Source organism: Pseudomonas quebecensis (genome assembly GCF_026410085.1).
GTDB lineage: Bacteria > Pseudomonadota > Gammaproteobacteria > Pseudomonadales > Pseudomonadaceae > Aquipseudomonas > Aquipseudomonas quebecensis.
In genome coordinates, this window is sequence record NZ_CP112866.1 from 3,194,833 (window position 1) to 3,219,661 (window position 24,829).

Genomic DNA, 24,829 nt, shown 5'->3' on the forward strand with positions numbered 1-24,829 from the left:
TGACCAGCCCTCAGCGCTTCATGCAGCGCTGATAACGCTCATCCACGCGCTTGGCAAACCACGCCGTGGTCAGGTTGCGAGTGATCTTCGGGCTTTTGAGCACAATCCCCGGCAGAATCGCGCGCGGCATGGGTTTGCCGGCGGCCTTGTCGGCAAGCGCAAACACACGTTGGTACAGGGTGGTTTCCTCGAAATCCAACTGTTCACCTTGCTCCAGTTGGCTGCGGATGCTGGGGTTGCGCATGTCCAGCTTCGCGCCCAACGAACGCACCGCCAGCTCAGTGGTGCCGGGCAGCAATGAGCCGTAGCGTATCAAATCCCCATCCAGTGCCAGTTCGAGCCCCGAAGCCCGACTGACCGCCGCCTGGAACGCCGCATTGCGGCTGGCGTACCACCCGGCGTTAAAGTCGGCGAAGCGGTACAGCGGCTGATCATAGTTCACCGGGTAGCCCAGCAAATGGGCAATGCCAAAGTACATGCCGCCGCGACGGGTGAACACTTCACGTCGGATCGAACCGTCCACGGTGTAGGGATAATTCCGCGCCTGTTTCTGCGCAAAGTCGATGCTCACCTGCATCGGTCCGGCCGTGTGAACCGGGTTGAAACCGCCGAACAGCGTCTTGCCCAACGGCACCATGCTGATGAAGTCATCGAAAATACCGCTCAGGTCTTTCTCCGTGCGCGCGGCGCTCAGGCGCTCGGCGTAGCTCTTGCCGGTGGGCGAATTCAGTTGCAATGCGCTGCGCACCACAAAGGCCGGCACATGCACCTTGCCGGCACGGCGCAAGATTTCATCCTGGGCGATTTTGCCCATATTGGGCACCGGCGGGTCGACCTGGAAGGTGGACTCCTGCTCGGTCACCGCCAGCACCGCGCAGATATTTTCGGTGCTCGGGTAAATTTTCTGGGTATCAAAGGCCGTGTAGATATCCTGGGCCCAGCCATTGCGGTCCGTAACCTTGGCCGGCAGCAACCGCACGATCTGCGCCTTGACCTCGGCTTCGCTGCGTTCCGGTTGCTGCGGACCTCGGGCGGTGGAGCAACCCGCCAGTACCAGCAAGGGCAAAAGGCAGAGGATCAGGCGGCTTGAATACATGAAGATTCCTTGAGTGACGGCGGGCCGTGAGTTGCACGTTTCGACAGGTAAGTCTAACCAGGGTTCGTGGGTTCGGTAGGCTCGTCCGTTACGACCGGATGTGACAGCTGCCGAAACATCCCACGCAAGCGCCGGATAAGCTCTACTCCCCTGCCCCATAAACCTCTGCAAAGTCCCTCGCCTGATCACACAGTGCGAAGGATTGCAGATGGTTTTTTTCGTTATGGCCCTGATTGATAGGGCCGCCTCATGATAGGCGCGACCAGCGAAGCCATTGGCTTTCTGGTACTCGCCGCCCTGGATGCAAAGACCCGCGACGTCGAGTCCGTGCTCAGGGATTTTCGCGGATGCCTCAATAGTTACGACGCCTGGGCCGAGAGTGTCCTCAGCTTTTCGGCGCTGAATATCGAGCAGGTGTTCAAGGCCGGAGATGAAGCGGAGCGGGTCGCGCCGATCAACCGCTCGCTGTTCCCCAGCAGCACCGTTGCAGCATGCCGGGCCGACGGCACCTTGACCTTGGTGCATCGGTTCCAGAGTTCACGGTTCGTACCCATCGGCAATACACCGGTAATCCTCCAGCGCGTCGATGCAGACGGCACGCTGCTGGGCGAGCCGATTCATAAAACCATCGGGGCCAGCGGCATTCTTGAAGTCAAGGAATGCGAGCGTAACCAGCGCTACCGCATCCACTTCTACCCGAATGTATCCGCCGCGCATTTCAAGGCGCTGTACGCCTCTTATCAGGCGGTCATCACGCCGCTGGAGGCGTGGCTGCGCAGCGAATGGTCCGCCACCTTCGAACCGCTGTGGCAGGGCTACTCCGAGGCGAACTTCCTTAAGCGCTACCTCTCGCTCCACGCCGCCTACGCGCGCGGATTTGGCGAAGCGCTGTACTCGCTGTGGGACAGCCTCAAGCAACTGTTCCAGTGGCTGTCGGACCCGGTGGCCCATGCCGAGCAATGGCTGCGGTATCTGTCCCAGGCCGAGTTTGACCAGTTGCTGGCGCTCGGTGCCGACGCTATTGCGACGGGCTTGCTGATGCTCAGCGATGAGCCGTTGTTGTTCATTTACCTGGCGGCGATGGTCAGTTGGATGCGCCTGCTGCCACCGCCGTATATGAACGAGCTGCTCGGTGAAATCACCGGCGAGGTGCTGATCAACCTGTTGCTGATCTGGACCACGGCGGGTATGGGCGTGGTGGTTCGCCTGGGCGCGCAGGTGCTGGGCGGGATCAAGTCGCGGCGCGCGCGCGAGTGGTTGGAACATTTGGCCGAGCAGTTTGGCAAGGTGCGCGTCGAGGGGCACGCCGAGGTGGCCAGGCCGGTGTTGCTCGGCAGTCAGGCCACAGCGATCAACACGCCACCGGTGGGGCCGCTGAAGGTTGGGGACCAATGGGTTTCCAACCCGGTGATAGCGGCGCGCGACAAGACGCAGAGGACGGTGTTGGTGCGGCAGGAGCCTGTAGACGACACGCCGCTCGTGGCGACCAATCCTAAGGGCGATGCGGCGGCTTCTGCGGGTAAAACCGTCACCAACGGCTGCCCGGTGTCGATGGTCACCGGGGAGGAACTGCTGACCCTGACCGATGGCACGTTGGACGGGATTTTGCCGTTTGAATGGACGCGGCTGTATCGCACCAGCGCGGTGGAAGTGGATGTCGGGTTGGGGGTTGGGTGGAGTCATTCGCTGGCGCAGCGGCTGGTGGTCGACGGCGACTCAGTGGTGTGGACGGATCATGAGAACCGGTCGATCACCCTGCCCTTGCCCACGGTTGCTCGACCTGCAATCACCAATAGCTTGGCCGAAGCGGCGATCTATTTAGGCTCATCACCGGATGAATTGGTGCTGGCGCAGGCGTCACGGTTTTATCACTTTCGCGATGGCGCATTGGTCTCGATCAGTGATGCGTACGACAACCGGCTGCGGATTGCCCGGGATTTTTCCGGGCGTATCGAGCGGGTGGATAACGGCGTCGGGCGTTCGCTGTTCCTGCGCTATGGGGCTGGGCGCATTGTCGCGGTGGACTACCAGGTCCAGCGCGCCAAGGAGCATGAGCCTTACGAATGGATCACCGAGCAGAACGTTGTTTCCTACGCCTATGACGACCTGGGACGGTTGGTTTCGGCGACCAATGCCGTCGGTGAAAGCGAGGTGTACCGCTACGACGATCAGCACGTCATTGTTGAGCGCGGCCTGGCCGGTGGGGCGAGTTTCTTCTGGGCGTGGGAACGGGCCGGCAAGGCGGCGAGATGCATCCGGCATTGGGCCAGCTTCTCGCAGATGGACACGCGGTATGTGTGGGGCGATGACGGCCAGGTCACGGTGCACAACGCCGATGGCAGCCAGGAAGTGTATGTCCACGATGACCGCGCACGCCTGGTGCAACGTATCGATCCCGATGGCGCGCAGCACTTCAAATCCTACGACGAAAAAGGCCGGCTGACAGTCGAGCAGGACCCGCTGGGGGCGGTGACGGCGTATCAGTACGACGAAGCCGGACGCTTGGTGGCGTTGTTTCCTGGGGATGATGAGCCAACAACCTACGAGCATGACAACGGTTTCGTACGCGTGGTGCGCCGGGGTGAGGCGGTTTGGAAGTACGAGCGCAATGACCAGGGCGATGTCGTTCGTAAGATCAATCCCGATGGGCATGTCACGGATTACAGCTACAACAAATACGGACAACTGACCGGGGTTTGGTACCCGGATCACAGCTGCCATCGGCTGGTGTGGAATGAACGCGCTCAGCTCATTGAGGAGCAACTGCCCAATGGCGGGATCAAGCGCTATCGCTATGACGACCTGGGCCGCGAGGTGGCGCGCGAGGATGAGTTCGGCGCGCTGACCCAATATCAGTGGGACGGTGTCGGTCGGTTAGTCCGCATCGTTTTACCGGGCGGTGCCACCCGCGAATACAGCTACAACCCCTACGGAAAAATCACCGCCGAACGCGACGAACTCGGCCACGTCACCCGCTACGACTACGCCGACGGCCTGCACCTGATCAGCCGTCGTCTGAATGCCGATGGCACTCAGGTCAACTACCGCTACGACAACGTGCGGTTATTGCTGACCGAGATCGAAAACGAAGTCGGCGAAACCTACCAACTCGACTACCACCCCAACGGCCTGATCCGGCAGGAAACCGGGTTCGACGGCCAACGCACCGCGTACACCTACGACCTCAACGGCAACCTGCAGGAAAAGACCGAACACGGCGACGACGGCAGTCAGCGCATTACCCGTTATGCGCGCGACCACGCCGGTCGCCTCGTACGAAAAACCCTGCCCGATGGCAGCGTCGTTGAATATGCCTACGACCGCCAGGGCAATCTCCTCAGCGTCAACGACGGTCACTGGGCGTTGGCCTACGAGTACGACCGCCAAAACCGCCTCACCGCCGAACACCAGGGCTGGGGCACCCTGCGCTACGGCTACGACGCTTGCGGCCAGCTCAAACATTTGCGCCTGCCGGACAACAACCGCGTGGCGTTCAACCACGACAAGGGCGGGCATCTCGCCACCGTCGAACTCAACGGCAAACCGCTGACCTCACACCTGTTCAGCAAAGGCCGCGAATATCAGCGCCAACAAGGCCAACTGCTCAGCCATTACCACTACGACGACCAGCAGCGCCTGCACGCCCACGCCGTCACCCACCAGACCCATCCGCTCTACCAGCGCCAATACGACTACGACCAAGCCGGCAACCTCACCCGCCTGCTCGACACCCGCAAAGGCGAACACCACTACCGCTACGACCCGCTCCAGCGCCTGACCCGCGCCGACCATTCCCACGACGTACAGGAACGTTTCGCCCACAACCCGGCCGGCAACCTGCTGATGCAAAACCGCCCCGGCCCCGACATCGTCGCCGGCAACCGCCTGATGATCCAGGGCGACCACCACTACACCTACGACGCCTTCGGCAACCTGATCCAGGAACGGCGTGGCAAGGGCCATCAACTCGTCACGGAATACCGCTACGACTGCCAGCATCGGCTGATCGGCATCACCCAACCCAACGGCCAAACCGCCAGCTACCGCTACGACCCGTTTGGGCGGCGCATCAGCAAAACCGTCGATGGCACCACCACCGAATTTTTCTGGCAAGGCGACACACTGATTGCCGAACACCAGGCCGACCGCCACCGCAGTTACCTCTACGAACCCGACAGCTTTCGGCCGTTGGCACTTTTAGAAGGCTTCGGCCCCAAAGAGACAAAACCCTACCACTACCAACTCGACCACCTCGGTACACCCCAGGAACTCACCACCCCCGAGGGCGATATCGTCTGGTCCGCCCACTACCGCGCCTACGGCGAAATCGCCCGCCTCGACGTAGGCAAACTCGACAACCCACTGCGCTTCCAGGGCCAATACTTCGACAAAGAAAGCGGTCTGCATTACAACCGCCATCGCTACTACAATCCGGATATTGGTCGCTACCTGACGCCGGACCCGGTGAAGTTAGCGGGTGGGATCAATGCGTATCGGTATGTGCCTAACCCTACCGGGTGGGTAGACCCCTTGGGGTTGAGTAGGTGTCCGGGCGCTGATGGATGCAAACCGAAAAGCCGCGCAGCAGATCCGGCGGAAAACGTCAGGATCAGTGAGAAAGATGCAGAGCCTCCCAAAGGTTCAGATACCAATCTGTCGAGAAACGGAGCTTTTAGAAGGGCAAAAGAGATAGGAGGCATACCTCGAAATACACAGCCGATAGATACATATCGGGAGCTCATCCGTGATCAGGATCGTCATATCATGGGGCGTGTGTATGTCTTCAGCTTGAAGAAAAACCACCTCACTAGAATCCATGAGCACTCTCTAGGACATACCGAAGGTAATCACGGACCACATTTCAATACCAAAAATACCGTGCACGATATAAAAGTACCGTTAAAAATCGGCGAAAATTCACACACTTACTTCAAGAGATAAAAATGACGACCGCATATATAAATGAGCACGGAGTAAGACCATGGGAAAGTGCACACCCAACAAATGACGCCAAATTCACCACTACGACACTATTAAGCCATAACTTCGACAGCGTCTGGAGATCATGGTGTTCGGTGATAGAGCAGCTGTCAGAAAACTGGTCAATTAAAAGAGAATGGCATTCAGCGCTTACGGCTGAATTTAATTCAAAAACAGAAGAGTATCTATTTAAAAAAGATGCTATCAAAAAACTTAAAAATCGAGATATTTTTAAAAAAAATGAAAATAGTAATATTTACTCAACCATCAAAAACCTCCCTAGCGACCCCGAAAAAATAGACAACCAAATATTTGAAGGCTCGCACAACGTCATTTTAATCATCCAAAAGACAGAAATTGCTATTGAAGACCTCTGGTCAAAAATGACAATATTTGAAAAGCATATTAATGCCGAAAAAATCAGCACATTCTTGGAATCTCAATCCGACGTACTGTTATGCAGGTTTTACGAAGCTGAAACACATGCCGCAGCTCAACTTATTTACCATACAAACATCGAAAATCAAAAAATTATAGAGGCCTCTAAAATGCGATTTAGAAAAATAGGCATTGAAGATGTCCACTTTTACATAAACAACGAATAAGACCATCACTTCGCTTTATACGCATGCCAATACGAATGTAACTGACATGCAAAAAAGCGCACCCGCTCAAGTTGACCTTATAAACCAACACCGCCCTTGCTGATAAGCCGCATTCACCGGTAGCGAGCTGCTCGCTACGCAGGGCAAGCCTGTTCCACAGCGCCTACGGCGAAATCGCCCGCCTCGACGTAGGAAAACTCGACACCCCACTGCGTTTCCAGGGCCAATACTTCGACGAAGAAAGCGGCCTGCACTACAACCGCCATCGCTACTACAATCCCGATATTGGTCGTTACCTCACACCGGACCCGGTGAAGTTGGCGGGTGGGATTAATGGGTATCGGTATGTGCCTAACCCTACCGGGTGGGTGGATCCGCTTGGGCTGAGCTGTAAAAAAACGAACTGCCCTGAGGGGCCGTATAGCGTAATAGTGCCAGGAGGAGGTTTAGCCGCACATGAGGCCGCAGGAGGACATCTGATGGAAAAGCATATTGGTAGAACTCACGAACAGTTGCTTGACCGTTTGAGGCAGGAACCAAACATCCCTGCGGCCTCTACTTTTCACGATAGGGCCACAGCGGAACTCGCCATATCAAATGTTATTAACGAGAATAAAAATAAAATTAAAAACTTTCTCAAAGAAAGCAACAACCAACTGCTCATCATTCAGAACTCCAAAGAACCGATAGGTACCAGTTTTAAAAAGAACACTACAACACCTGTTCCAGGAAAAGAGATTTACTTAATTATTCGAAGAGACGAAACCATGCCCAATGGCTACCGTATTCACACAGGCTATCCGAATCCATGAACCAAGACTATCCTGAGCTACAGCAATTTCTCGCTGGATACTTCAATCAAGATTGGGTTGATGATCACAAAAGCGCGGATGAAGTAATTAATTACTTTATCTCTGATTCTTCTGAAGAGACAAAAACGATAGTGCAACGAGAACTGGAAAGGCTGATTTCCACCGAGAAAACCGAGCAAGAACTTGAAGATTTTTTATTCTCAGAGATGGGTTGCTACTACTATTACCTCAACGAATGGAGCGATGGCAAAACATGGTTAAAACATGTTGCGTTAGTATTGAGTAATGACGAAACTTAAAAATAGCGCACCCAATATAAATATTATTTAACGTTGCCAATATTATTTACCGTTAAATAAATCAGTCTTCTATTTCCAAGTCATGGGCTGCTACGCAGCCCAGCGCAGGGCAAGCCTGCTCACCACAAAGGTTTCGCGTTGCCTTCAGATCCCCGCCAACGCCAAATCCATCGCAAAGTACGTAAAAATCAAATCCGCCCCCGCACGTTTGATCGACCCTAACGTTTCGCGCACGACCCGATCCTCATCAATCGCCCCCGCCTGAGCCCCAAACTTGATCATCGCGTATTCACCGCTCACCTGATACGCCGCCACCGGCAGGCGCGAGGCTTCACGGATGTCGCGGATGATGTCGAGGTAGGCACCCGCCGGTTTGACCATCAGCGCGTCGGCGCCTTCCTGTTCGTCGAGCAGCGATTCGCGCACCGCTTCGCGGCGGTTCATGGGGTTCATCTGGTAGCTTTTGCGGTCGCCCTTGAGTGCGCTGCCACCGGCTTCGCGGAATGGGCCGTAGAGGGCCGAGGCGAATTTGGTGGAGTACGCCATGATCGGGATGTGGGTGAAGCCGGCGTCGTCGAGGGCGCGGCGGATGGCCTGGACCTGACCGTCCATGGCGGCCGAGGGTGCAATCACGTCGGCACCGGCACGGGCGGCGGCCACGGCTTGTTTGCCCAGGTTGACCAGGGTCGCGTCGTTGTCGACGTGGGCACCGTGCATCACGCCGCAGTGGCCGTGGTCGGTGTATTCGCAGAAGCAGGTGTCGGACATCACCACCATTTCCGGCACAGCGTCCTTGATGATCGAGGACATGCGCGAGACCAGGCCACGCTCTTTCCAGGTGTCGCTGCCGCTGGCGTCCAGGTGGTGGGACACGCCGAAGGTCATCACCGACTTGATCCCGGCACGGGCAAATCGCTCGATCTCGCCGGCCAGTTTCTTCTCAGGGATGCGCTGCACACCCGGCATGCTGGTGATCGGCACGAAGTCGTCGATTTCTTCCTCGACGAAAATCGGCAGCACCAGATCGTTGAGGGTGAATTCGGTTTCCTGGAACAGACCACGCAGCTCCGGGGAGCGGCGCAGGCGGCGTGGGCGGGCTTGGGGGAACTGGCTGGTCATGGCTTTCCTGAAAAAATGGCAGAAATCTTTGGGGCGAAAGCTTATGCCCCTTGGCCCCGGCAGCACAAACGCCAAGGGGCGAACAGTGTATTGCGAGGCACGCAATAATGTATTGATCTAGAGCTGTAGACGCCCTTCGATGCACACGGCGACGGCGCCGCCGACCCAGATTTCATCGCCTTGACGCTCAACCCGGATGCGCCCCGCGCGCCCCATGGCAGTGCCTTGACTGACGATGTAGCACGGCGGCGCAAGCCCTTCGCCGAGCAGCCATTGTGCAACGCCGGCATTCAGGCTGCCGGTGGCCGGATCTTCCTGGGCGCCATCGCCTGCGACAAAGGCACGCACCTCGAACTGCGCGTCCACATCGTCGCGCGCCGGGTCGCAGGGGGCGATCACGCCGACGGCCAACCCCAATAGCTGTGAATAGTCCGGCTGCAACGCCAGGACCTGGTCACGATCAGCCAGCATGACCGCAAGCCACCCTGCGCCATTGTCGACCCACTGGCTGCGCACGATGCTGTCCGGCGGCAGCCCCAACCCCAGGCGTACCCGCTCAAGCAGCGTCGCGTCCACGGTGCCTGACCGTAACAATGGCGGCGCAATAAATGCCAGCTCGGCGCCTTGGCGACGGATACGCACCAGGCCGATTTCACACTCCTGGATAATCTCCTCGCCCCTGGGCCTGCCTCCGGCCTGGAGCCACGCCTGGCAACTGCCCAGGGTCGGATGACCGGCGAAGGGCAACTCCTGCAACGTCGTAAAAATCCTCACCCGGTAGTCAGCACGAGGATCGCGCGGAGTCAGCAAAAACGTGGTTTCACTGAGGTTCGTCCACTTGGCGAAGTCGGCCATCTGTGGGTCGCTGAGGCTGTCGGCACCGAGGACGACGGCCAGCGGGTTGCCCTTGAGCGATACGCTGCTGAATACATCCAGTTGTTTGAAATCGAAAGTCGGCATGGATCAGCTCGGAATATTCAGGCCACGGATCACGGCCGGGCGGGCGACAAAACCGTCGAGCGCACGCAGGACGTTGGGGAAGTCCGCAATTGCGACCAGATCGCCGGATTCATAAAAGCCGATCAGGTTACGAATCCAGGGGAAGGTGGCGATATCGGCGATGCTGTAGTCGTCGCCCATGATCCAGGTGCGGCCCAGCAGGCGTTTCTCCAGCACCTGCAGCAGGCGCCGCGACTCGGCGGCGTAGCGGTCCCGAGGGCGTTTGTCTTCGTAGTCCTTACCGGCGAATTTGTTGAAGAACCCCAATTGACCGAACATCGGCCCGATGCCGCCCATCTGGAACATCAGCCATTGAATCGTTTCATAACGGGTGGCCGGGTCTTCGGCGAGCAACTGGCTGGTTTTTTCCGCCAGGTAAATCAGGATCGCCCCCGACTCGAACAACGCCAGCGGCTGACCGCCGGGGCCGTTGGGGTCGATGATCGCGGGGATCTTGTTGTTGGGGTTCAGGGACAGGAATTCGGGAGACAGTTGGTCCTGAGTCTCGAAACTGACCTTGTGCGCTTCATACGGCAGGCCCAGCTCTTCGAGCATGATCGAGACTTTGACGCCATTGGGCGTAGGCAACGAATACAGTTGCAGACGTTCAGGGTGCCGGGCAGGCCATTTGCTGTTGATCGGGAAAGCGGCAAGTGCATTCATCGGGACGGCCCCAGGGACGGAAAGCCCCCATGATAGTCATCCCCGCGCAGTCGTGCATGGGTCATCAATGCGCAACATCGTCTGGCTATTATCCCGCCGAGGAGAACCAATGCGCCCCGCTGCACTCTTAAAAGCGCTCACACGGTGAATGGAGGCACCTGGCTATATCGACAGGGAACACCGCAGGACGCAAACGGCGTCACTGGGGCCAGGCTTGTCCGCCTTAACGCGACGCATGAAGACTCGAACCTACTGATGACGATCAAGCCTTTACGCCTTGTGCAACGACTCAAACGCTATTCCTACATGATGTTGCCGCTGCTGCTGGTCAGCGGCGCAACGTTAGCCATCCTCGATGCGCCGCAAAGTCGCGCCCAGCCGGTGGACGGCGTACAGACCCTGGTGTTCCTGCGCCATGGCGAAAAACCTGCCGGCGGCCTGGGCCAACTCAACTGCCAGGGTTTGAACCGCGCGATGAACCTGGCTACCGTGTTGCCGGAAAAATTCGGCCCGGCCAATTTTGTGTTCGCTCCCAACCCAACGCGCAATGTCGAGGAAGGCGAGCGGGACAATTCCTACAGCTACATTCGTCCCCTGATGACCATCAGCCCCAGCGCCATCAAGCTCGGCCTGCCGGTCAACATCAACTTCTCGGCCAATGACACCAGCGACCTGGCCGATGAGTTGGTCGAAGACAAATACCACAACGCCACCATCTACACCGCCTGGTCCCATGGCTATCTGCCGGAGTTGATCAACAAGGTGGCGAGTGAGGCGTCGGGCGAGAAACACACCATCACCGACGATTGGTCCGGCAGCGACTACGACACTCTCTACGTGCTGACGCTGACCTGGCACAACGGCAAGGCTTCGCTGTTGAGCCGCAACTACCAGCAGGGCCTGAACGACGGCGATCAGACTTGCCCGGAACCGACACAGGTGAGCGCCGACAGCTGACAGCGTATGATGCGCGGCTATCGTCTCATCTGCGGATCATCCCCATGTCCAACCTTCTCTCCACCCAGCCCGTCCGGGGCTGGTCGTTCTGGTGGAAACCGGCGCTGTTCCTGCTGGTGGCCTGTGTCGGCCTCTACTACGTAAAGTGGTCGCCCTACTATGTGAAGGCGTTTGTGGCCGCCGACAACCACAGCATCGGCGCCTCGATTCTCAATGATCAGCAAAGCTCGCCCCTGGCGGCGGCGCTGGCCTACGCCCAGGTGTATTTCCTGGCGATCTGGAAAGCCGCCGTGCTGGCGGTGATTCTCGGCTCGCTGCTGCAGGTGCTGATCCCGCGTGACTGGTTGCTGCGCCTGTTCGGTCGGGCCGGGTTGGGCTCAACCGTACGCGGCGGTCTGTTTGCCTTGCCGGGGATGATGTGCAGCTGCTGCGCGGCGCCGGTGGCGGCGAGCATGCGCCGGCAACAAGTGTCGGTGGGCGCGGCGCTGGCGTTCTGGATTGCCAACCCGGTGCTGAACCCGGCGACCCTGGTGTTCATGGGCTTTGTGCTGGGCTGGGGGTTTACCGCGCTGCGCCTGGTGGCGGGTATTGTGCTGGTGGTGGGCGTGTCGCTGGTAGCCCAGCGCATCGCCCGCCCCGATCAGGTGCCGGACGCCGCGCTGGAAGCGGTGGCCGATGTGAGCCAGGTCGAAGCCCAACCCTTTTTCAGCCGCTGGATGCGGACGTTGTGGCAGTTGTTCTGGAGCACCATTCCGGTGTACATCCTGGCTGTGCTGATCCTCGGTGCCGCGCGGGTATGGCTGTTCCCTCATGTGGACGGGGCCATGGCCAACAGCCTGGTGTGGCTGGTGCCGCTGGCGATCGTCGGCACATTGTTCGTGATTCCTACGGCGGCCGAGATCCCTATCGTACAAACCATGATGACCCTGGGCATGGGCACCGGCCTGGCCGTGGCCTTGTTGATGACGTTGCCGAGCGTGAGCCTGCCGTCGCTGCTGATGCTACGCAAGGATTTCGACGCGCGGGTGCTGGTGACGGTAGCCGGGCTGACCATGCTGATGGGCGTGGTGTGCGGGTTGATTGCGGTGGTGGTGCTTTAAACACGCGGTGGGGGGCTGAGGGCGCTATCGGGGGCAAGCCCCCTGCCACAGGCAACGCAGCGCGATAGGCCCCGGTATCGCCCTCACTCGCGCCGCGTACTCCGCTCGCGCAAATACTCCACCACGGCGCCCTGCTCGCCCGCGAACTCGATGCGGGCGCCTTTGCTTTCGCGCTGGAAAGCGTACATCGGGTCGTAGTACTCACGCAGCAGGCCTTCGATCCAGCCCCGGTGCAGGTCCACGGCGCCGCTGCGCGCCTGTTCGGCCAGGGCGTCCTGCAGGATCACCTGCAAGCGTTGGAACCGTTCGCCGCCCAGGCGCTTGTGGATATTGGCCAGGCTCTGGGTCAGCCGCTCGCCGAACAACGCCTGGCCCTGTTCGCCAAACGTGGCGATGAACTCGGCACACAGGTCGACCACGTAATCGCGCAGGATGCGTTCGACGCGCCCTTCAAGGCTGTCTTCCAGCCACACCATCGGAAACGTCTGCATGCCTTTGTGCAATGGCAATGGCAGCGCGCAGCTGCCGATCATGCGGCTTTCGTCCTCGACCACAAACTGCTCGATGCCGGCCGCGCGTTTTTTCAGCAGGTCCACGGCCAGGCGGTTTTCGAAGTCGATATTGGACGGTTGCGCCGTGGCGCGCTTGCCGAAGCTGGAACCGCGATGGTTGGCGTGGCCTTCCAGGTCCAGGGCATTGCGCAAGTGGCCGAGGACTTCGGTCTTGCCGGTGCCGGTCATGCCGCCAAGCAGCACGAAATCACACTGTTGGGTGGCGTGTTCCAGGGTATCGAGCAAAAACGTGCGCATGGCCTTGTAGCCGCCGCCGACGCGGGGGTAGTCGATACCGGCCTCCGTCTTGAGCCACTGTTGCACGATCTGCGAGCGCAGCCCGCCACGAAAGCAATACAGATAGCCATCAGGGTGAGCCTGGGCGAACTGTGCCCAGCGTTCGATGCGCTCGGCCTTGATCGCCCCGGACACCAGTTCATGCCCCAGGACAATGGCGGCCTGCTGGCCTTGCTGCTTGTAGCAGGTGCCGACACGCTGGCGTTCGTCATCGGTCATCAGCGGCAGGTTGACCACGCCGGGGAAGGCGCCTTTGACGAACTCGACCGGCGCACGGGTATCCATCATCGGCCGGTCGTTGAGGAAAATGCTGCGATAGTCGGTGACGTCAGTTGCCATCAAGCCACCTCTACCGCGTGGGTCTGTCGCTCGACCAGTTCACCGATGGGCGCCAGGCTCAGGCCCAGTTCAGCGGCCACGGCGTGGAATTGGGCGTCGCCTTCAGGGGTGACCGCGATCAGCAGGCCGCCGCTGGTCTGCGGGTCGCACAGCACGCGCTTGTGCAATTCCTGCAGACGTCCGAGCTTGCTGGCATAGCTGTCGAAATTGCGCAAAGTGCCGCCGGGCATACAGCCCTGCTCAAGGTAGTCCTCAATCCCCGGCAGGCGTGGGACCTTGGCGTATTCGATGCGTGCCGTCAGGCCGCTGCCGTCCGCCATTTCCACCAGATGCCCCAGCAGACCGAAACCGGTGACATCGGTCATGGCCGTGACGCCGGCCAATTTACCGAAGCGACTGCCGGGCTTGTTGAGGGTACACATCCAGTCGCGAGCCAGGCCGATATCGGCCTCGCGCAACTTGCCCTTCTTCTCGGCCGTGGTAAGGATGCCGATGCCCAAGGGCTTGGTCAGGTAGAGCTTGCAGCCGGCGGTGGCGGTATCGTTGCGCTTCATATGGCGCTTTTGCACGATACCGGTCACGGCCAGGCCGAAAATAGGCTCCGGCGCGTCAATCGAATGCCCGCCCGCCAGGGGGATGCCCGCAGCATCGCACACCGAGCGGCCGCCGCGGATGACTTCACGGGCCACTTCCGGTGCCAGCACATTTACCGGCCAGCCCAGGATCGCAATGGCCATCAATGGATCGCCGCCCATGGCGTAGATGTCGCTGATGGCGTTTGTGGCGGCAATCCGGCCGAAATCGAAGGGATCGTCGACGATCGGCATGAAAAAGTCGGTAGTGGAGACCACGCCGCGCTCGTCGTCGATGGCATACACCGCCGCGTCGTCCCGCGAGGCATTGCCCACCCACAGGTTGGGGTCGAGGTTCTGTGCGCCGCTGCCGGCGAGGATCACTTCCAAAACCTGGGGCGAAATCTTGCAGCCACAACCCGCGCCGTGGCTGTACTGGGTAAGGCGAATCGGCTCGTTCATGCTGGACCTCAAGCTATCAAGTGCGCCGATTCTAGCAGACAGCAAAAGGCCGGCTGGGCTCTTATGAGCGCAGCCGGCCGGTTTGTTTCAGGGTTTACCGGCGCGCGGCGAGCAAACGCTTGTGGCGGTTGCGCCGGGCGATGTTCAGGCACTCAATGGCCGCCGAGAATGCCATGGCCGCGTACACGTAGCCTTTGGGCACATGGGCGCCAAAGCCTTCGGCGATCAGGGTCATGCCGATCATGATCAGGAAGCCCAGGGCCAGCATCACCACGGTCGGGTTGTCGTTGATGAACTTGGCCAGCGGTTCGGCCGCGACCAGCATCACAATCACCGAGGTCACCACGGCAATGATCATGATCGGCAAGTGCTCGGTCATGCCCACGGCCGTGATGATGCTGTCGATGGAAAACACCAGGTCCAGCAACAGGATCTGCCCGATGGCCGCAGCAAAGCCGATGCTCACGGCGTTACCGGTGCTCTCTTTCTCTTCGGGCTCAGGGTCCATGCTGTGATGGATCTCGGTGGTGGCCTTCCACACGAGGAACAGGCCACCGGCGATCAGGATCATGTCCTTCCAGGAGAACGCCTGGCCGAATACTTCGAACACCGGCGCGGTGAGCTGCACGATGAAGGCGATGGTGCTCAATAGGCCCAGGCGCAGGACCAGCGCCATGCTGATGCCGATGCGCCGCGCCTTGGCCCGGTGTTTTTCCGGCAATTTATTGGTGAGGATCGAAATAAAGATCAGGTTATCGATGCCCAGCACGATTTCCATCACGATCAGAGTCGCCAGGGCAATCCACGCGGTGGGGCTGGCGGCCAGTTGTACAAGGTAATCCATAGGTCAGTCCTGGTGGTGTGCTGGAGAATTAAGTTTCTTGATTGTTCGATTCAGCCTCTTTATCGGCCTGATCGTCCTTCTGGCGAGGGGTGATCAGGCCTTGGGTGGCTTCACTCAGCGCCTGCTCAGCGGCTTTCTGGGTGTCATCAATTGCCTGCTTGGCCGATTCCGAGGCCTTGCCGATCACTTGCTGCGCGCTTTTTTCGACCTGATCACAACCGCTGACCACCACCAATGAAAGCGCAAGCAACGAGGCCGCGCCGAAAGATTTGAGTGTCATGCTGTATCCCTCGTTAGAACATTGAGGCTCTACTAGTGGCCCCGCGATAGCGACGCATTCTATGCAGACGAACAGTTCAGGAAAATTCGTATTTTTCTGGCATATACTTCGACTTTTACGAAGTGACGGCTGACCATGCTCAATTACCGACAACTGCACTACTTCTGGGTTGTGGCCAAGACCGGCAGCATCGTGCGCGCCTGCGAGCAGCTGAACCTGACGCCGCAGACCATCAGCGGCCAGCTCAGCCTGCTCGAGCAAACCTTCGGTATCGCGCTGTTTCAGCGGGTCGGCCGTCAGCTCGAACTGACCGAGGCCGGCCGCCAGGCGTTGCCCTACGCCGAGCAGATGTTTCAGACCGGCAATGAACTGGAGGCCATGCTGCGCGCGCAGCCCAAGGAGCAGCAGATTGTGTTCCGCGTCGGGGTGGCGGATGTGGTGCCCAAGTCCATCGTCTACCGGCTGATCGCACCCACCATGGAATTGAGCGAGCCGCTGCGCATTACTTGCCGCGAGGACAAGCTCGAACGGCTGCTGGCGGACCTGGCGATCCAGCGCCTGGACCTGGTGATTTCCGACAGCCCCATGCCCACGCATCTGGATATCAAAGGCTACAGCCAGAAACTGGGAGAATGCGGCATCAGTTTTTTCGCCACCCAGGAATTGGCCGATCGGCACGCCGGAACATTCCCACACTGCCTGCACGGCGCACCGCTGCTCATCCCCGGCGCGGAAACCGTGGTCCGCAGCCGCTTGCAGCGCTGGTTCGCCGAGCAGCAGATCCAGCCGAAGATCATCGGCGAGTTCGACGACAGCGCCTTGATGCAGGCGTTTGGTCAGTCCGGCAGCGGGATTTTCATCGCCCCCAGCGTGATTGCCGACGAGGTGGTGCGCCAGTACGGCGTAGCGCTGATTGGCCAGACCGACGCAGTCACCGAGTCGTTCTACGCCATCTCGGTGGAGCGCAAGGTCAAGCACCCCGGCATCGTGGCGATTACCGAAGGCGCACGGCGCGAATTGTTTACCGCCCTGCTCTGACGGCCCAGGCGAACCCCGGCGACCCGATGCCACAGCCGCCGGAGCGCGGGCCACGGCATGCTAGACTCCGCGACCTGCTTCCTACAGCCCTTTCTGATTGCTGGGCTGCGCACTTAAAAAAACCAGAGACAACCTGCTTATGACTGCTGCCCCTTCCCTTCTTCAACGCCTGACCCGCGTCAGCCTGGTCACGCAAATCGTCATCGGTTTGATCGCCGGCATTCTCCTGGCTTTGCTGCTGCCGGAGGCGGCCAAAGCCACCGGGTTTATCGGCAAAGTGTTTGTGACTGCGCTCAAGGCCGTGGCGCCGATCCTGGTGTTTGTGCTGGTGATGGCCTCGATTGCCAACCACAAGCACGGCCAGGAAACCCATATCAAGCCGATCCTGTTCCTGTATTTGCTGGGCACGTTTGCTGCTGCCGTGGTCGCGGTGATTGCCAGCATGTGGTTCCCGTCATCGTTGGTGCTCGCCACCCATGACGCCACCGTGAGCGCACCCGGCGGCATCGGCGAAGTGCTGCAAAGCCTGCTGTTGAGCGTGGTGGACAACCCGGTGAGTGCGCTGATGAACGCCAACTTCATCGGCATCCTGGCCTGGGCCATCGGCATGGGCGTGGCCATCCGGCATGCCGGCGAAACCACCCGCACCGTGCTCGATGACCTCTCCAACGGCGTGACGTTGATCGTGCGCGTGGTGATTCGCTTCGCCCCGCTGGGTATCTTCGGCCTGGTGGCCTCGACCCTGGCCACCTCCGGTTTCGGTGCCCTGCTCGGCTACGCGCACCTGCTGATGGTGCTGATCGGCTGCATGCTGTTTGTGGCGCTGGTGGTCAACCCGGCCATCGTGTTCTGGAAGCTGCGGCGCAATCCGTATCCGCTGGTGCTGCTGTGCCTGCGCGAAAGCGGCATCACCGCATTCTTCACCCGCAGCTCGGCGGCGAACATCCCGGTCAACCTCGCGTTGAGCGAGCGGCTGGGCCTGCATGAAGACACCTACTCGGTGTCGATCCCGCTGGGCGCTACCATCAACATGGCCGGCGCCGCGATTACCATCACCGTGCTGACCCTGGCCGCCGTGCACACCCTGGGCATCAGTGTCGACCTGCCGACCGCCGTGTTGCTCAGTGTGGTCGCGGCTATTTGCGCCTGCGGCGCCTCGGGCGTGGCCGGCGGTTCTTTGTTGCTGATTCCCCTGGCGTGCAGCCTGTTCGGCATTCCGAGTGAGATCGCCATGCAGGTGGTGGCCGTAGGTTTCATCATCGGTGTGCTGCAGGATTCGGCTGAGACCGCGCTGAATTCGTCCACCGATGTGCTGTTCACCGCGGCTGCGTGTCTGGACAAACAAAGATAACCGACCTGCCGTCCATCAACTATCCCCGGGGCGGTCTGTTCAAGGTCCGTCCCAGGGCGGCAGTCCGGCGTCGGCCTGGAAAGAATCAGGCACTGGCGCTATCAGGACTGAAGCCTACAAGCGGTACCCCAAACCGCGTACGAGTTGTTCGATCATAGCCGTACCATTTCCCGGTAACGTCATCCAGTTGAGCCGTGATCCGCGCTGAGTTACCACCGGGAATGGTGTACGTGCCGGTGCTGAGCCCCTCCGTTGTATCCCGGTGGGCCCGGTCCACGCCACGATTCGCCGAAACGGCGCGCCAGGCGGAGGTGCCTTTACCCCATGCCGATTGCCACCAAGGCAGGCTTCTGGAAACGATGGCTTTTCCTCCGGCAAACGGGTTGGCAGCGCTGATCACCGCCCGTGTCACGATGCCGCCCGCCCTGCCCGCCAGCCCAGGGCCCAGCTTCGCGATTTTAACGCCCGCGAACACGCCTCCCGCCACAAAACCCAACACATCAAGCGCCAGGAACCCAAGCCCCTCGCCCACCTTGCCCTTTTGAAACCTATCAATGGCTGATGCAAAAGGTACCAACGTCCGGGTCACCGCCTGTATTTCTTCAAACACAGTGACTTCGGTATCGAAGGTGGTGATGCCCCTGGCGTGCTTGGCGAACGCCTCGCGCTCCCCCGGTTTGAAAATATTGTTCAACACCGTATCGGCAATGTACTGGGTCCTTGCAGACGTGAAGGTTTGCAGCGCCCCAGGAGCCTTAACCCTTGCACTTCGCTTCTGCTGTTCCTCGGTGCTGTCCGCCACCACTTCACGAATCGAAGGGCGGGTGTGCGTTGTCTTGACGGAAAGCCCGACACGCGAACTCGAGGGGCTCGACCATTCACCTCGCAGGCCAGGTTTCAGGTCATCCGACAAATCGGGCCGTTTACGGATAGAACCCTGCTGAGGGTTAATCTCATAGACCGTCGTGGCTGCCCCGTACTTCGTCTTGAACAATAACGAACGGCTATCGGCGGGTTGCGCCGCGACCGTCGTAACGGGGCCTCGGTGCCTTCCCGAGTGCTGACTGCTGCGAGTGGTGGTTTCTTCTGCATAGACGCTCAGCTCGCCATACTCCAAGGCCTCTCTATCTTGCGCAGGCAACAGCGACATTAAGTGCTGGACGGTGACGCCCAGGGCGTTCGTAAGGGCGTCCTGATAATCGGTGATGTTTTTTTCAAAATCCTGGTTAATCGGGGGAATGCGCCGGAATGTTTCGAACATATCGTCAAAGGGCACGGCCGGGTCGGTGGAATACCAGCGGACGTGCTTTTGGGGGCTCATGTAAATGTCCAGAATTGAATAAGGGCCTCGCAAGTCCTGATGATTCTGGGTGGGCATCAGTACCTTGGCTTCAAAATCGACATGACCGAATGTCCCCGAAAAACGCTCTTTGAGGATCTCGAGCGCCTTTTCCTTGAGGGGCACAAAGGGAGCGCGCTGCGCGTCCGAGGCTTTTTTCAGGGTGTCGAAGCGTTCGCTGGAGCGCGCGCGGGCCTTTTCGAGCTCTTCGTCCGTATAATTGTTGTCATCGCGTTTTTCGATGGCACCGTCCGCCACGGCCCAATGGATCAACCCCTCCCGCCCCGCCAACGCTTCAACGTCTTTTTCGGCGCTGGAAACAGGTTCGAGGTCGTTCTCGACCAACAGCTTGTAAGTCTGGCCTGCTGCCGCCCCCGGCGTATGGAAATTGGCCTTGGCTACGATAGTCTTGAGGCCGACCCATGCCGGCGAACCATACGTCACCGTATCCGGCACGTCCTTGACCAGCAATTCCGGGGCGTGGTGCGACAACAACAAGTGTGCAACCACCGGGGCGTTTCGGCCGTAGGTCAGCGCCAGATGGTCAGTGAGGCCCTTCACCACCGACGACAGGGGTTTGCCCCAGTTGTCGCGCTGCGACAGATCGTAGCCGGCCAGCTTATTTTTTTCGTTTGGGCGCATCACCGAATGGCCATTGGCGCCCACCTGAAGCAATGTGAGCAGCCAGTCCTCAGCACTGCCTGCCCCGTCGAACCGGGCGCGCATCTGCTCGCCTGCAGCTTGCGCGGCCGGTGTGTTTATCATTTTCAACAGCGCGGCACGCGGGTCTTTCAGATCGGCATCCGACCAGTGATAGCGTTGAAGCAGCTGCACAGCGGCGTTATTCGACGATGGCAGCCCACCGGTTTTATACAGACCCTCGGCTTCTGAGCAAGAAGCCTTGTAAATGGCCTGCTGAGTGGTTTGATCGAGAGGAATCGGCCAGGACAACCCACCCCCCAGGTCACCGAATGGCGGCGGGGGCGATGCCCGAAGCAGGCGAAACACGGCCATGGCCATATTCTGTACCTCGAACATCGTGGTAGGTCGTTCCCAGCCAAGGCCGTCGATGAAGTCTAAAAGCTTTACCCTCTGCCCGGCCTTTGGCTCACCATCGAGTTGAAAGTCCGAATCAGGGTCCAGCTGGATCCATTGCCGGTCCAGATAGTTAATAAACCCTTCGGCACGGTCGTAAGATCGCCACCCCGGGTAGCGGTGGGCATGCCTGGCCGCCTCTCCATCCAAGACCTTAGGCGCCCTTATGTACAATAGTTGCAACGAATTCAATAGCTTATCGAGATCACGTCGATTGCCCGCGGCAGTTTTTTCGGCGCTCTTCGCTTGTTCAGCGCGTGCTTCGTCGGCTCCAGGGGATAGGGTTTGACCCACCGCTGTCGTGGCGTCGGACGCCTCTCGCCGGGGTCGGGTGATCGGGGCGGGTAAAGCTGAAGAGGCGTCCTGACTGTCCAGCACGGGCGAGGACATGCCCGACGGAAAAAAACGCGATTCAACAGTCGACGGGTTGGGCGTTGTGATCATCTAGGCCTCTCATGCACTCAAGGGAACAGGGGGACGGGGCATATGCCTCATCGCCTCGTGAGTGCCGCTGCAGCAAGCTCTGGTTCACACGCCTGTGTGACTTTTAGCGACAAGACGCAGGAATTCACAACGGCCGCCCATTAAAAAGCCCGGTGCCGTTCAACGAGGAACGGCACCGGGCTGCTTTTTTTGACCCTTGGGCTTAGAAGGCGCCCATGTAATCGCGCTTGCCCACTTCCACACCGTTGTGACGCAGCAACGCGTACGCGGTGGTGACGTGGAAGAAGAACTGCGGCAGGCCGTAGGTCAGCAGGTAGGACTGGCCGCTGAAGCGCTTCTCTTTAGGTGTACCTGGGCGGGTGACGATTTCGATGCCTTCCTTGCCGTCGATCTGCTCGGGCTTGAGGGTGTCGATAAAGGCCAGCACCTTGGCGATCAGCGCCTGCAGGTCGGCGAAGGTCACTTCGCTGTCGTCATATTTAGGCACTTCGATCTCGGCCAGGCGCGCGGAAACGCCCTTGGCGAAGTCAACGGCGATCTGCACCTGGCGCACCAGTGGGAACATATCGGGAAACAGACGCGCCTGCAGCAAGGCATTGGGCTCGATGTTCTTGGCAGCAGCGTGGGCTTCGGCCTTGTTCAGCACATCGCTCAGGGCGTTGAGCATTTGCTTGAACACAGGGACGGAGGCGGCGTACAGGGAAATAGTCATGGCAGTCTCATCGGTAATGGCAGGGTTGCAACCAGCGGCGATTATAGCCATGCCCGCTGCTTGTCTTTTATTTTTTCAGGGATAGGCTAATGGCCTTCACTGCATAGGGAACGCGCGATGACCGCCGAGCACGACACCGATACCCCCGAGCCGCGCCTGAACAGCACGGAAATACGCGTCCTGGGCTGCCTGATCGAGAAACAGGCGACCAACCCGGAAACCTACCCGCTGACCCTTAACGCCCTGGTACTGGCCTGCAACCAGAAAACCAGCCGCGAACCGGTGATGAACCTCAGCCAGGGTCAGGTGGGCCAGAGCCTGCGTGCGCTGGAAGGCCAGGGTTTTACCCGCCTGGTGATGGGCAGCCGTGCCGACCGCTGGGAGCACCGGGTGGACAAGGCGCTGGAACTGGTGCCGGCCCAGGTGATTCTGATCGGGCTGCTGTTCCTGCGCGGCCCGCAGACGGTGAGTGAGTTGCTGACCCGCAGCGGGCGCATGCACGATTTCGAGGACGCCGAACAGGTCGTGCACCAGCTCGAACGTCTCATAGCGCGCGGGCTGGCGGTACTGGTGCCGCGCCAGGCGGGGCAGCGGGAAGACCGTTACACCCATGCGCTGGGTGACGCGGCGGATATCGAAGCGATTATCTCCGCGCGCGGCACCCCGGTGGAGCGTGGCGCCGCCGGGGTGTCAGCCGAACGTATCGAAGAGCTGGAAGCGCGAATCGCCGCGCTGGAAGAACGCTTGACGCAGTTGGAACAGGCTTGACCCCGTAAAAGTTGAGTCGGGGGGTGGTTCCTGATGGCGGTGAGTCGGTCAATACCCTCATCGCCTGATCGAGCTTTAGAGACGGGCAAACGCCACGGCTTTTTCGAACTGTTCCTGGGTAGGCCGCACACCGGTATAGAGCACGAACTGTTCCAGCGCCTGAATGGCGATCACCTCCAACCCGGTAATCACCTGTTTGCCTTGGCTTCGTGCATGCACGATCAAGGGTGTTTCGGCTGGAATCGCCACCACATCGAAGACAGTCCGCGCAGTCTCGACAATGTCTGCGTCAAACGCCAACGCATCCGCCTCAGCGCCGCCAGTCATGCCGATGGGGGTAACGTTGATCAGCATGTCCGGGCGAAGGTCGGCCATATCTGCCTGCCAGGCATACCCCAGGTGATGGGCCAGTGCTCGCCCCGCCCTCTCATTACGTGCCACGATCACACCGTTGGCATAGCCACCGTCACGCAAAGCACTCGCCACGGCCTTGGCCATGCCGCCGCTGCCGCGCAGGGCGAAGGTCGAATCCTGTGGAACCGCGTGCTTTTTCAGCAGTTGTTCGACGGCGATATAGTCGGTGTTGTAAGCCTTGAGATGGCCGTTGGTGTTGACGATGGTGTTCAACGAATCAATGGCTTGAACCGAATCGTCGAGTTCGTCCACCAAGGCAATGGCCGCCTCCTTGAATGGCATGGACACACCGCATCCGCGGATGCCCAGCGCCCGAATGCCGCTGATCGCGCCGGGCAAATCCTGGCTGCTGAAGGCCTTATAGTAGAAATTCAGACCCAACTGTTCGTACAGATGGTTATGAAATCGCAAGCCGAAATTACCGGGGCGCGCCGACAGTGACATGCACAGCTGGGTGTCCTTGTTGGGGTGCATCTGCATGGAAAACTCCTTTGAGTAAGCAAATCGGTACAGACCTTACACAACCTTTACCTAGCGGCCGTGCTGTTTTTTAGAAATACGTTGTCTTAAAAGTATCCCCGCGACATGACTTGAGTCCATCGAAGGCAGGACACGAGCGCTGGGGCTAACCGAGGAATGACCATGATTCGTACAATCCCCAAGATCGCCCTGCTGGTGGGTGCACTCGCTATGGCAGGCCAAGCTTCCGCCCACGGTGGTGGATGGGCTGGTCCGGCCGCCTTGGGTGCGTTGGTCGGCGCCGCCGTGGTGGGCTCCGTGGTTGCCAGCCAACCCCGTGAAGTCTATGTGCAGCAACCGGTGTATGTGCAGCCCCAGCCTGTCTACGCCGCACCGCCGCCGGTTTACTACGCGCCGCCGCCACCGGTTTATGTACAACAGCAGGTGTATTACCGCCCGGCACCGGTTTATTACGGCCCACCGCGTGGCTACTACTATGGCCCGCCCCATGGCTACTACCGTCACGGCTGGTAATAATGCATCGTCCAGCCTGAATCAGGCCTCGCGGTTACGCGGGGCCTTTTTTTTGCGACGACGTCCGGTTTCATCGCTTCAAGGTCGCTATGGGGACAATGCCGGGCGCGTATTCACACATGATTGACACCAATGTCTACTTGCCCGAACGGGGCTCGCCCTGTCATGTTTGCGTCACACAACCCTCTCACTATCGAGCCTGTCCACCCAATAACAATAAGGACGATTGACCATGCCCACGCAAAACCCGCACCGCACCGCCGGCCTCTGCACCTCCAGCAAGGTGTACAGCGCCCTGACCGAACTCAAGCACCTCGAAGGCCACCGCAGCGCGAAGTTCCTTGCCCTGCTCGCGGAAAACCTGGTGCGCAAGGGTCTGCTCAACGAGCAGGAAGTGGTGAGCATGCTCGATCAAGTGGTGGACTGACGCCTGGCATCGATGTTGACTATCGAGCCAGTTGATTTTTCCTCAGCCGCCATGGCCCGTAAGGTGACCCCTACCACGATTGGAGGTCCTTATGCCCAGTGTTCAGATCATGTCCGTCATCGGCAGTGCCGTCCCCGCCCCTCTGCGCGCCTCGGGTGTGCTGGCTTGCTGGTACCTGGTACGCGAAGGCGAGCCCATTACCGGCCCGCTCACCTCGTTGAAAGCCGCCGAACACCAGTTGCAAGCCACCACCTACCAATTGCAAGCGTGAAG

24 protein-coding genes and 1 pseudogene are annotated in these 24,829 nt (G+C 59.6%); 13 read left to right on the top strand and 12 right to left on the bottom strand.

The features are described from left to right. Positions 1 to 10: 10 nt before the first annotated feature. On the bottom strand, positions 11 to 1,096 hold the full coding sequence (locus OSC50_RS14805; RefSeq protein WP_266248792.1) for a DUF1615 domain-containing protein: 1,086 nt from the start codon (positions 1,094 to 1,096) through the stop codon (positions 11 to 13). A 249-nt stretch (positions 1,097 to 1,345) separates the two neighbouring features. Here OSC50_RS14805 and OSC50_RS14810 point away from each other — a divergent pair, with 249 nt between their 5' ends. Beyond that, positions 1,346 to 6,037, top strand: coding sequence for an RHS repeat-associated core domain-containing protein (locus OSC50_RS14810; RefSeq protein ID WP_266248791.1), 4,692 nt, complete (start codon positions 1,346 to 1,348; stop codon positions 6,035 to 6,037). Positions 6,038 to 6,039: 2 nt separating this feature from the next. Beyond that, the gene (locus OSC50_RS14815) at positions 6,040 to 6,681 is read left to right on the top strand and encodes a hypothetical protein (protein WP_266248790.1); all 642 of its coding nucleotides are present in this window, start codon (positions 6,040 to 6,042) and stop codon (positions 6,679 to 6,681) included. A 134-nt stretch (positions 6,682 to 6,815) separates the two neighbouring features. On the opposite strand, the gene OSC50_RS14820 is transcribed toward OSC50_RS14815, so the two are convergent. Continuing rightward, positions 6,816 to 6,947, bottom strand: a complete 132-nt coding sequence (locus tag OSC50_RS14820) for a hypothetical protein (RefSeq protein WP_266248789.1) — start codon at positions 6,945 to 6,947, stop codon at positions 6,816 to 6,818. Here OSC50_RS14820 and OSC50_RS26025 point away from each other — a divergent pair. From OSC50_RS26025 to OSC50_RS14830, 3 genes and pseudogenes are all read left to right on the top strand, one after another. Continuing rightward, positions 6,891 to 7,007, top strand: a pseudogene (locus OSC50_RS26025) (RHS repeat-associated core domain-containing protein); the annotation flags it as partial. The gene OSC50_RS14820 and the pseudogene OSC50_RS26025 sit on opposite strands and share 57 nt — an antisense overlap. Positions 7,008 to 7,160: 153 nt before the next feature. Next, positions 7,161 to 7,493: an RNase A-like domain-containing protein gene (locus OSC50_RS26030; RefSeq protein WP_253506442.1), complete on the top strand. Its 333-nt coding sequence runs from the start codon at positions 7,161 to 7,163 to the stop codon at positions 7,491 to 7,493. Continuing rightward, positions 7,490 to 7,792, top strand: a complete 303-nt coding sequence (locus tag OSC50_RS14830; RefSeq protein WP_266248788.1) for a contact-dependent growth inhibition system immunity protein — start codon at positions 7,490 to 7,492, stop codon at positions 7,790 to 7,792. Before OSC50_RS26030 ends, OSC50_RS14830 begins: the two co-directional genes overlap by 4 nt. 144 nt (positions 7,793 to 7,936) lie before the next feature. On the opposite strand, the gene hemB is transcribed toward OSC50_RS14830, so the two are convergent. From hemB to OSC50_RS14845, 3 genes are all read right to left on the bottom strand, one after another. After that, on the bottom strand, positions 7,937 to 8,911 hold the full coding sequence (hemB, locus tag OSC50_RS14835) for a porphobilinogen synthase (protein WP_181081405.1): 975 nt from the start codon (positions 8,909 to 8,911) through the stop codon (positions 7,937 to 7,939). A gap of 117 nt (positions 8,912 to 9,028) precedes the next feature. Continuing rightward, positions 9,029 to 9,871, bottom strand: a complete 843-nt coding sequence (locus OSC50_RS14840; RefSeq protein ID WP_266248786.1) for a PhzF family phenazine biosynthesis protein — start codon at positions 9,869 to 9,871, stop codon at positions 9,029 to 9,031. 3 nt (positions 9,872 to 9,874) lie between these two features. Continuing rightward, on the bottom strand, positions 9,875 to 10,573 hold the full coding sequence (locus tag OSC50_RS14845) for a glutathione S-transferase N-terminal domain-containing protein (RefSeq protein ID WP_181081403.1): 699 nt from the start codon (positions 10,571 to 10,573) through the stop codon (positions 9,875 to 9,877). A gap of 255 nt (positions 10,574 to 10,828) precedes the next feature. On the opposite strand from OSC50_RS14845, the gene OSC50_RS14850 reads away from it, so the two are divergent. Then, on the top strand, positions 10,829 to 11,530 hold the full coding sequence (locus tag OSC50_RS14850; RefSeq protein ID WP_253506436.1) for a histidine phosphatase family protein: 702 nt from the start codon (positions 10,829 to 10,831) through the stop codon (positions 11,528 to 11,530). A gap of 44 nt (positions 11,531 to 11,574) precedes the next feature. Further along, on the top strand, positions 11,575 to 12,630 hold the full coding sequence (locus OSC50_RS14855; RefSeq protein WP_266248784.1) for a permease: 1,056 nt from the start codon (positions 11,575 to 11,577) through the stop codon (positions 12,628 to 12,630). An 83-nt stretch (positions 12,631 to 12,713) separates the two neighbouring features. On the opposite strand, the gene mnmH is transcribed toward OSC50_RS14855, so the two are convergent. From mnmH to OSC50_RS14875, 4 genes are all read right to left on the bottom strand, one after another. Further along, positions 12,714 to 13,817 (bottom strand): tRNA 2-selenouridine(34) synthase MnmH, encoded by a 1,104-nt coding sequence (gene mnmH / locus OSC50_RS14860; protein ID WP_253506430.1) that lies wholly within the window; start codon positions 13,815 to 13,817, stop codon positions 12,714 to 12,716. Next, complete coding sequence (selD, locus tag OSC50_RS14865) at positions 13,817 to 14,851, bottom strand: selenide, water dikinase SelD (RefSeq protein WP_181081399.1); 1,035 nt, start codon at positions 14,849 to 14,851, stop codon at positions 13,817 to 13,819. The genes mnmH and selD overlap by 1 nt, the downstream gene beginning before the upstream one ends. Before the next feature lie 94 nt (positions 14,852 to 14,945). Then, positions 14,946 to 15,695 carry a TerC family protein gene (locus OSC50_RS14870; protein WP_266248780.1) on the bottom strand — a complete coding sequence of 250 codons (750 nt, stop codon included), beginning with the start codon at positions 15,693 to 15,695 and terminating at the stop codon, positions 14,946 to 14,948. A gap of 28 nt (positions 15,696 to 15,723) precedes the next feature. Then, entirely contained in the window at positions 15,724 to 15,975 is a 252-nt protein-coding gene (locus OSC50_RS14875) for a hypothetical protein (RefSeq protein WP_181081397.1), read from the bottom strand. Positions 15,976 to 16,110: 135 nt separating this feature from the next. Here OSC50_RS14875 and nhaR point away from each other — a divergent pair, with 135 nt between their 5' ends. Both nhaR and sstT read left to right on the top strand, forming a co-directional pair. Beyond that, a complete protein-coding gene (nhaR, locus tag OSC50_RS14880) occupies positions 16,111 to 17,013 on the top strand; it encodes a transcriptional activator NhaR (RefSeq protein ID WP_266248778.1) in 903 nt (300 codons plus the stop codon). 139 nt (positions 17,014 to 17,152) lie between these two features. Continuing rightward, a complete protein-coding gene (gene sstT / locus OSC50_RS14885) occupies positions 17,153 to 18,364 on the top strand; it encodes a serine/threonine transporter SstT (RefSeq protein ID WP_266248776.1) in 1,212 nt (403 codons plus the stop codon). Between the two features lie 85 nt (positions 18,365 to 18,449). On the opposite strand, the gene OSC50_RS14890 is transcribed toward sstT, so the two are convergent. Beyond that, on the bottom strand, positions 18,450 to 21,242 hold the full coding sequence (locus OSC50_RS14890) for a hypothetical protein (protein WP_266248775.1): 2,793 nt from the start codon (positions 21,240 to 21,242) through the stop codon (positions 18,450 to 18,452). Positions 21,243 to 21,444: 202 nt separating this feature from the next. Next, complete coding sequence (locus tag OSC50_RS14895; RefSeq protein ID WP_181081393.1) at positions 21,445 to 21,954, bottom strand: DUF1993 domain-containing protein; 510 nt, start codon at positions 21,952 to 21,954, stop codon at positions 21,445 to 21,447. Between the two features lie 117 nt (positions 21,955 to 22,071). Here OSC50_RS14895 and OSC50_RS14900 point away from each other — a divergent pair, with 117 nt between their 5' ends. Further along, positions 22,072 to 22,722 (top strand): YceH family protein, encoded by a 651-nt coding sequence (locus OSC50_RS14900; protein WP_181081392.1) that lies wholly within the window; start codon positions 22,072 to 22,074, stop codon positions 22,720 to 22,722. Between the two features lie 75 nt (positions 22,723 to 22,797). On the opposite strand, the gene OSC50_RS14905 is transcribed toward OSC50_RS14900, so the two are convergent. Beyond that, positions 22,798 to 23,616, bottom strand: a complete 819-nt coding sequence (locus OSC50_RS14905) for a shikimate 5-dehydrogenase (protein WP_181081391.1) — start codon at positions 23,614 to 23,616, stop codon at positions 22,798 to 22,800. 156 nt (positions 23,617 to 23,772) lie between these two features. Between OSC50_RS14905 and OSC50_RS14910 the strand changes: the two genes are divergently transcribed. The 3 genes from OSC50_RS14910 (at position 23,773) to OSC50_RS14920 (ending at position 24,827) form a co-directional block, all read left to right on the top strand. Continuing rightward, entirely contained in the window at positions 23,773 to 24,129 is a 357-nt protein-coding gene (locus OSC50_RS14910) for a hypothetical protein (RefSeq protein ID WP_181081390.1), read from the top strand. 232 nt (positions 24,130 to 24,361) lie between these two features. Further along, complete coding sequence (locus OSC50_RS14915; protein ID WP_003173044.1) at positions 24,362 to 24,556, top strand: hypothetical protein; 195 nt, start codon at positions 24,362 to 24,364, stop codon at positions 24,554 to 24,556. A 91-nt stretch (positions 24,557 to 24,647) separates the two neighbouring features. Continuing rightward, the gene (locus OSC50_RS14920) at positions 24,648 to 24,827 is read left to right on the top strand and encodes a hypothetical protein (RefSeq protein WP_181081389.1); all 180 of its coding nucleotides are present in this window, start codon (positions 24,648 to 24,650) and stop codon (positions 24,825 to 24,827) included. Positions 24,828 to 24,829 lie beyond the last annotated feature (2 nt).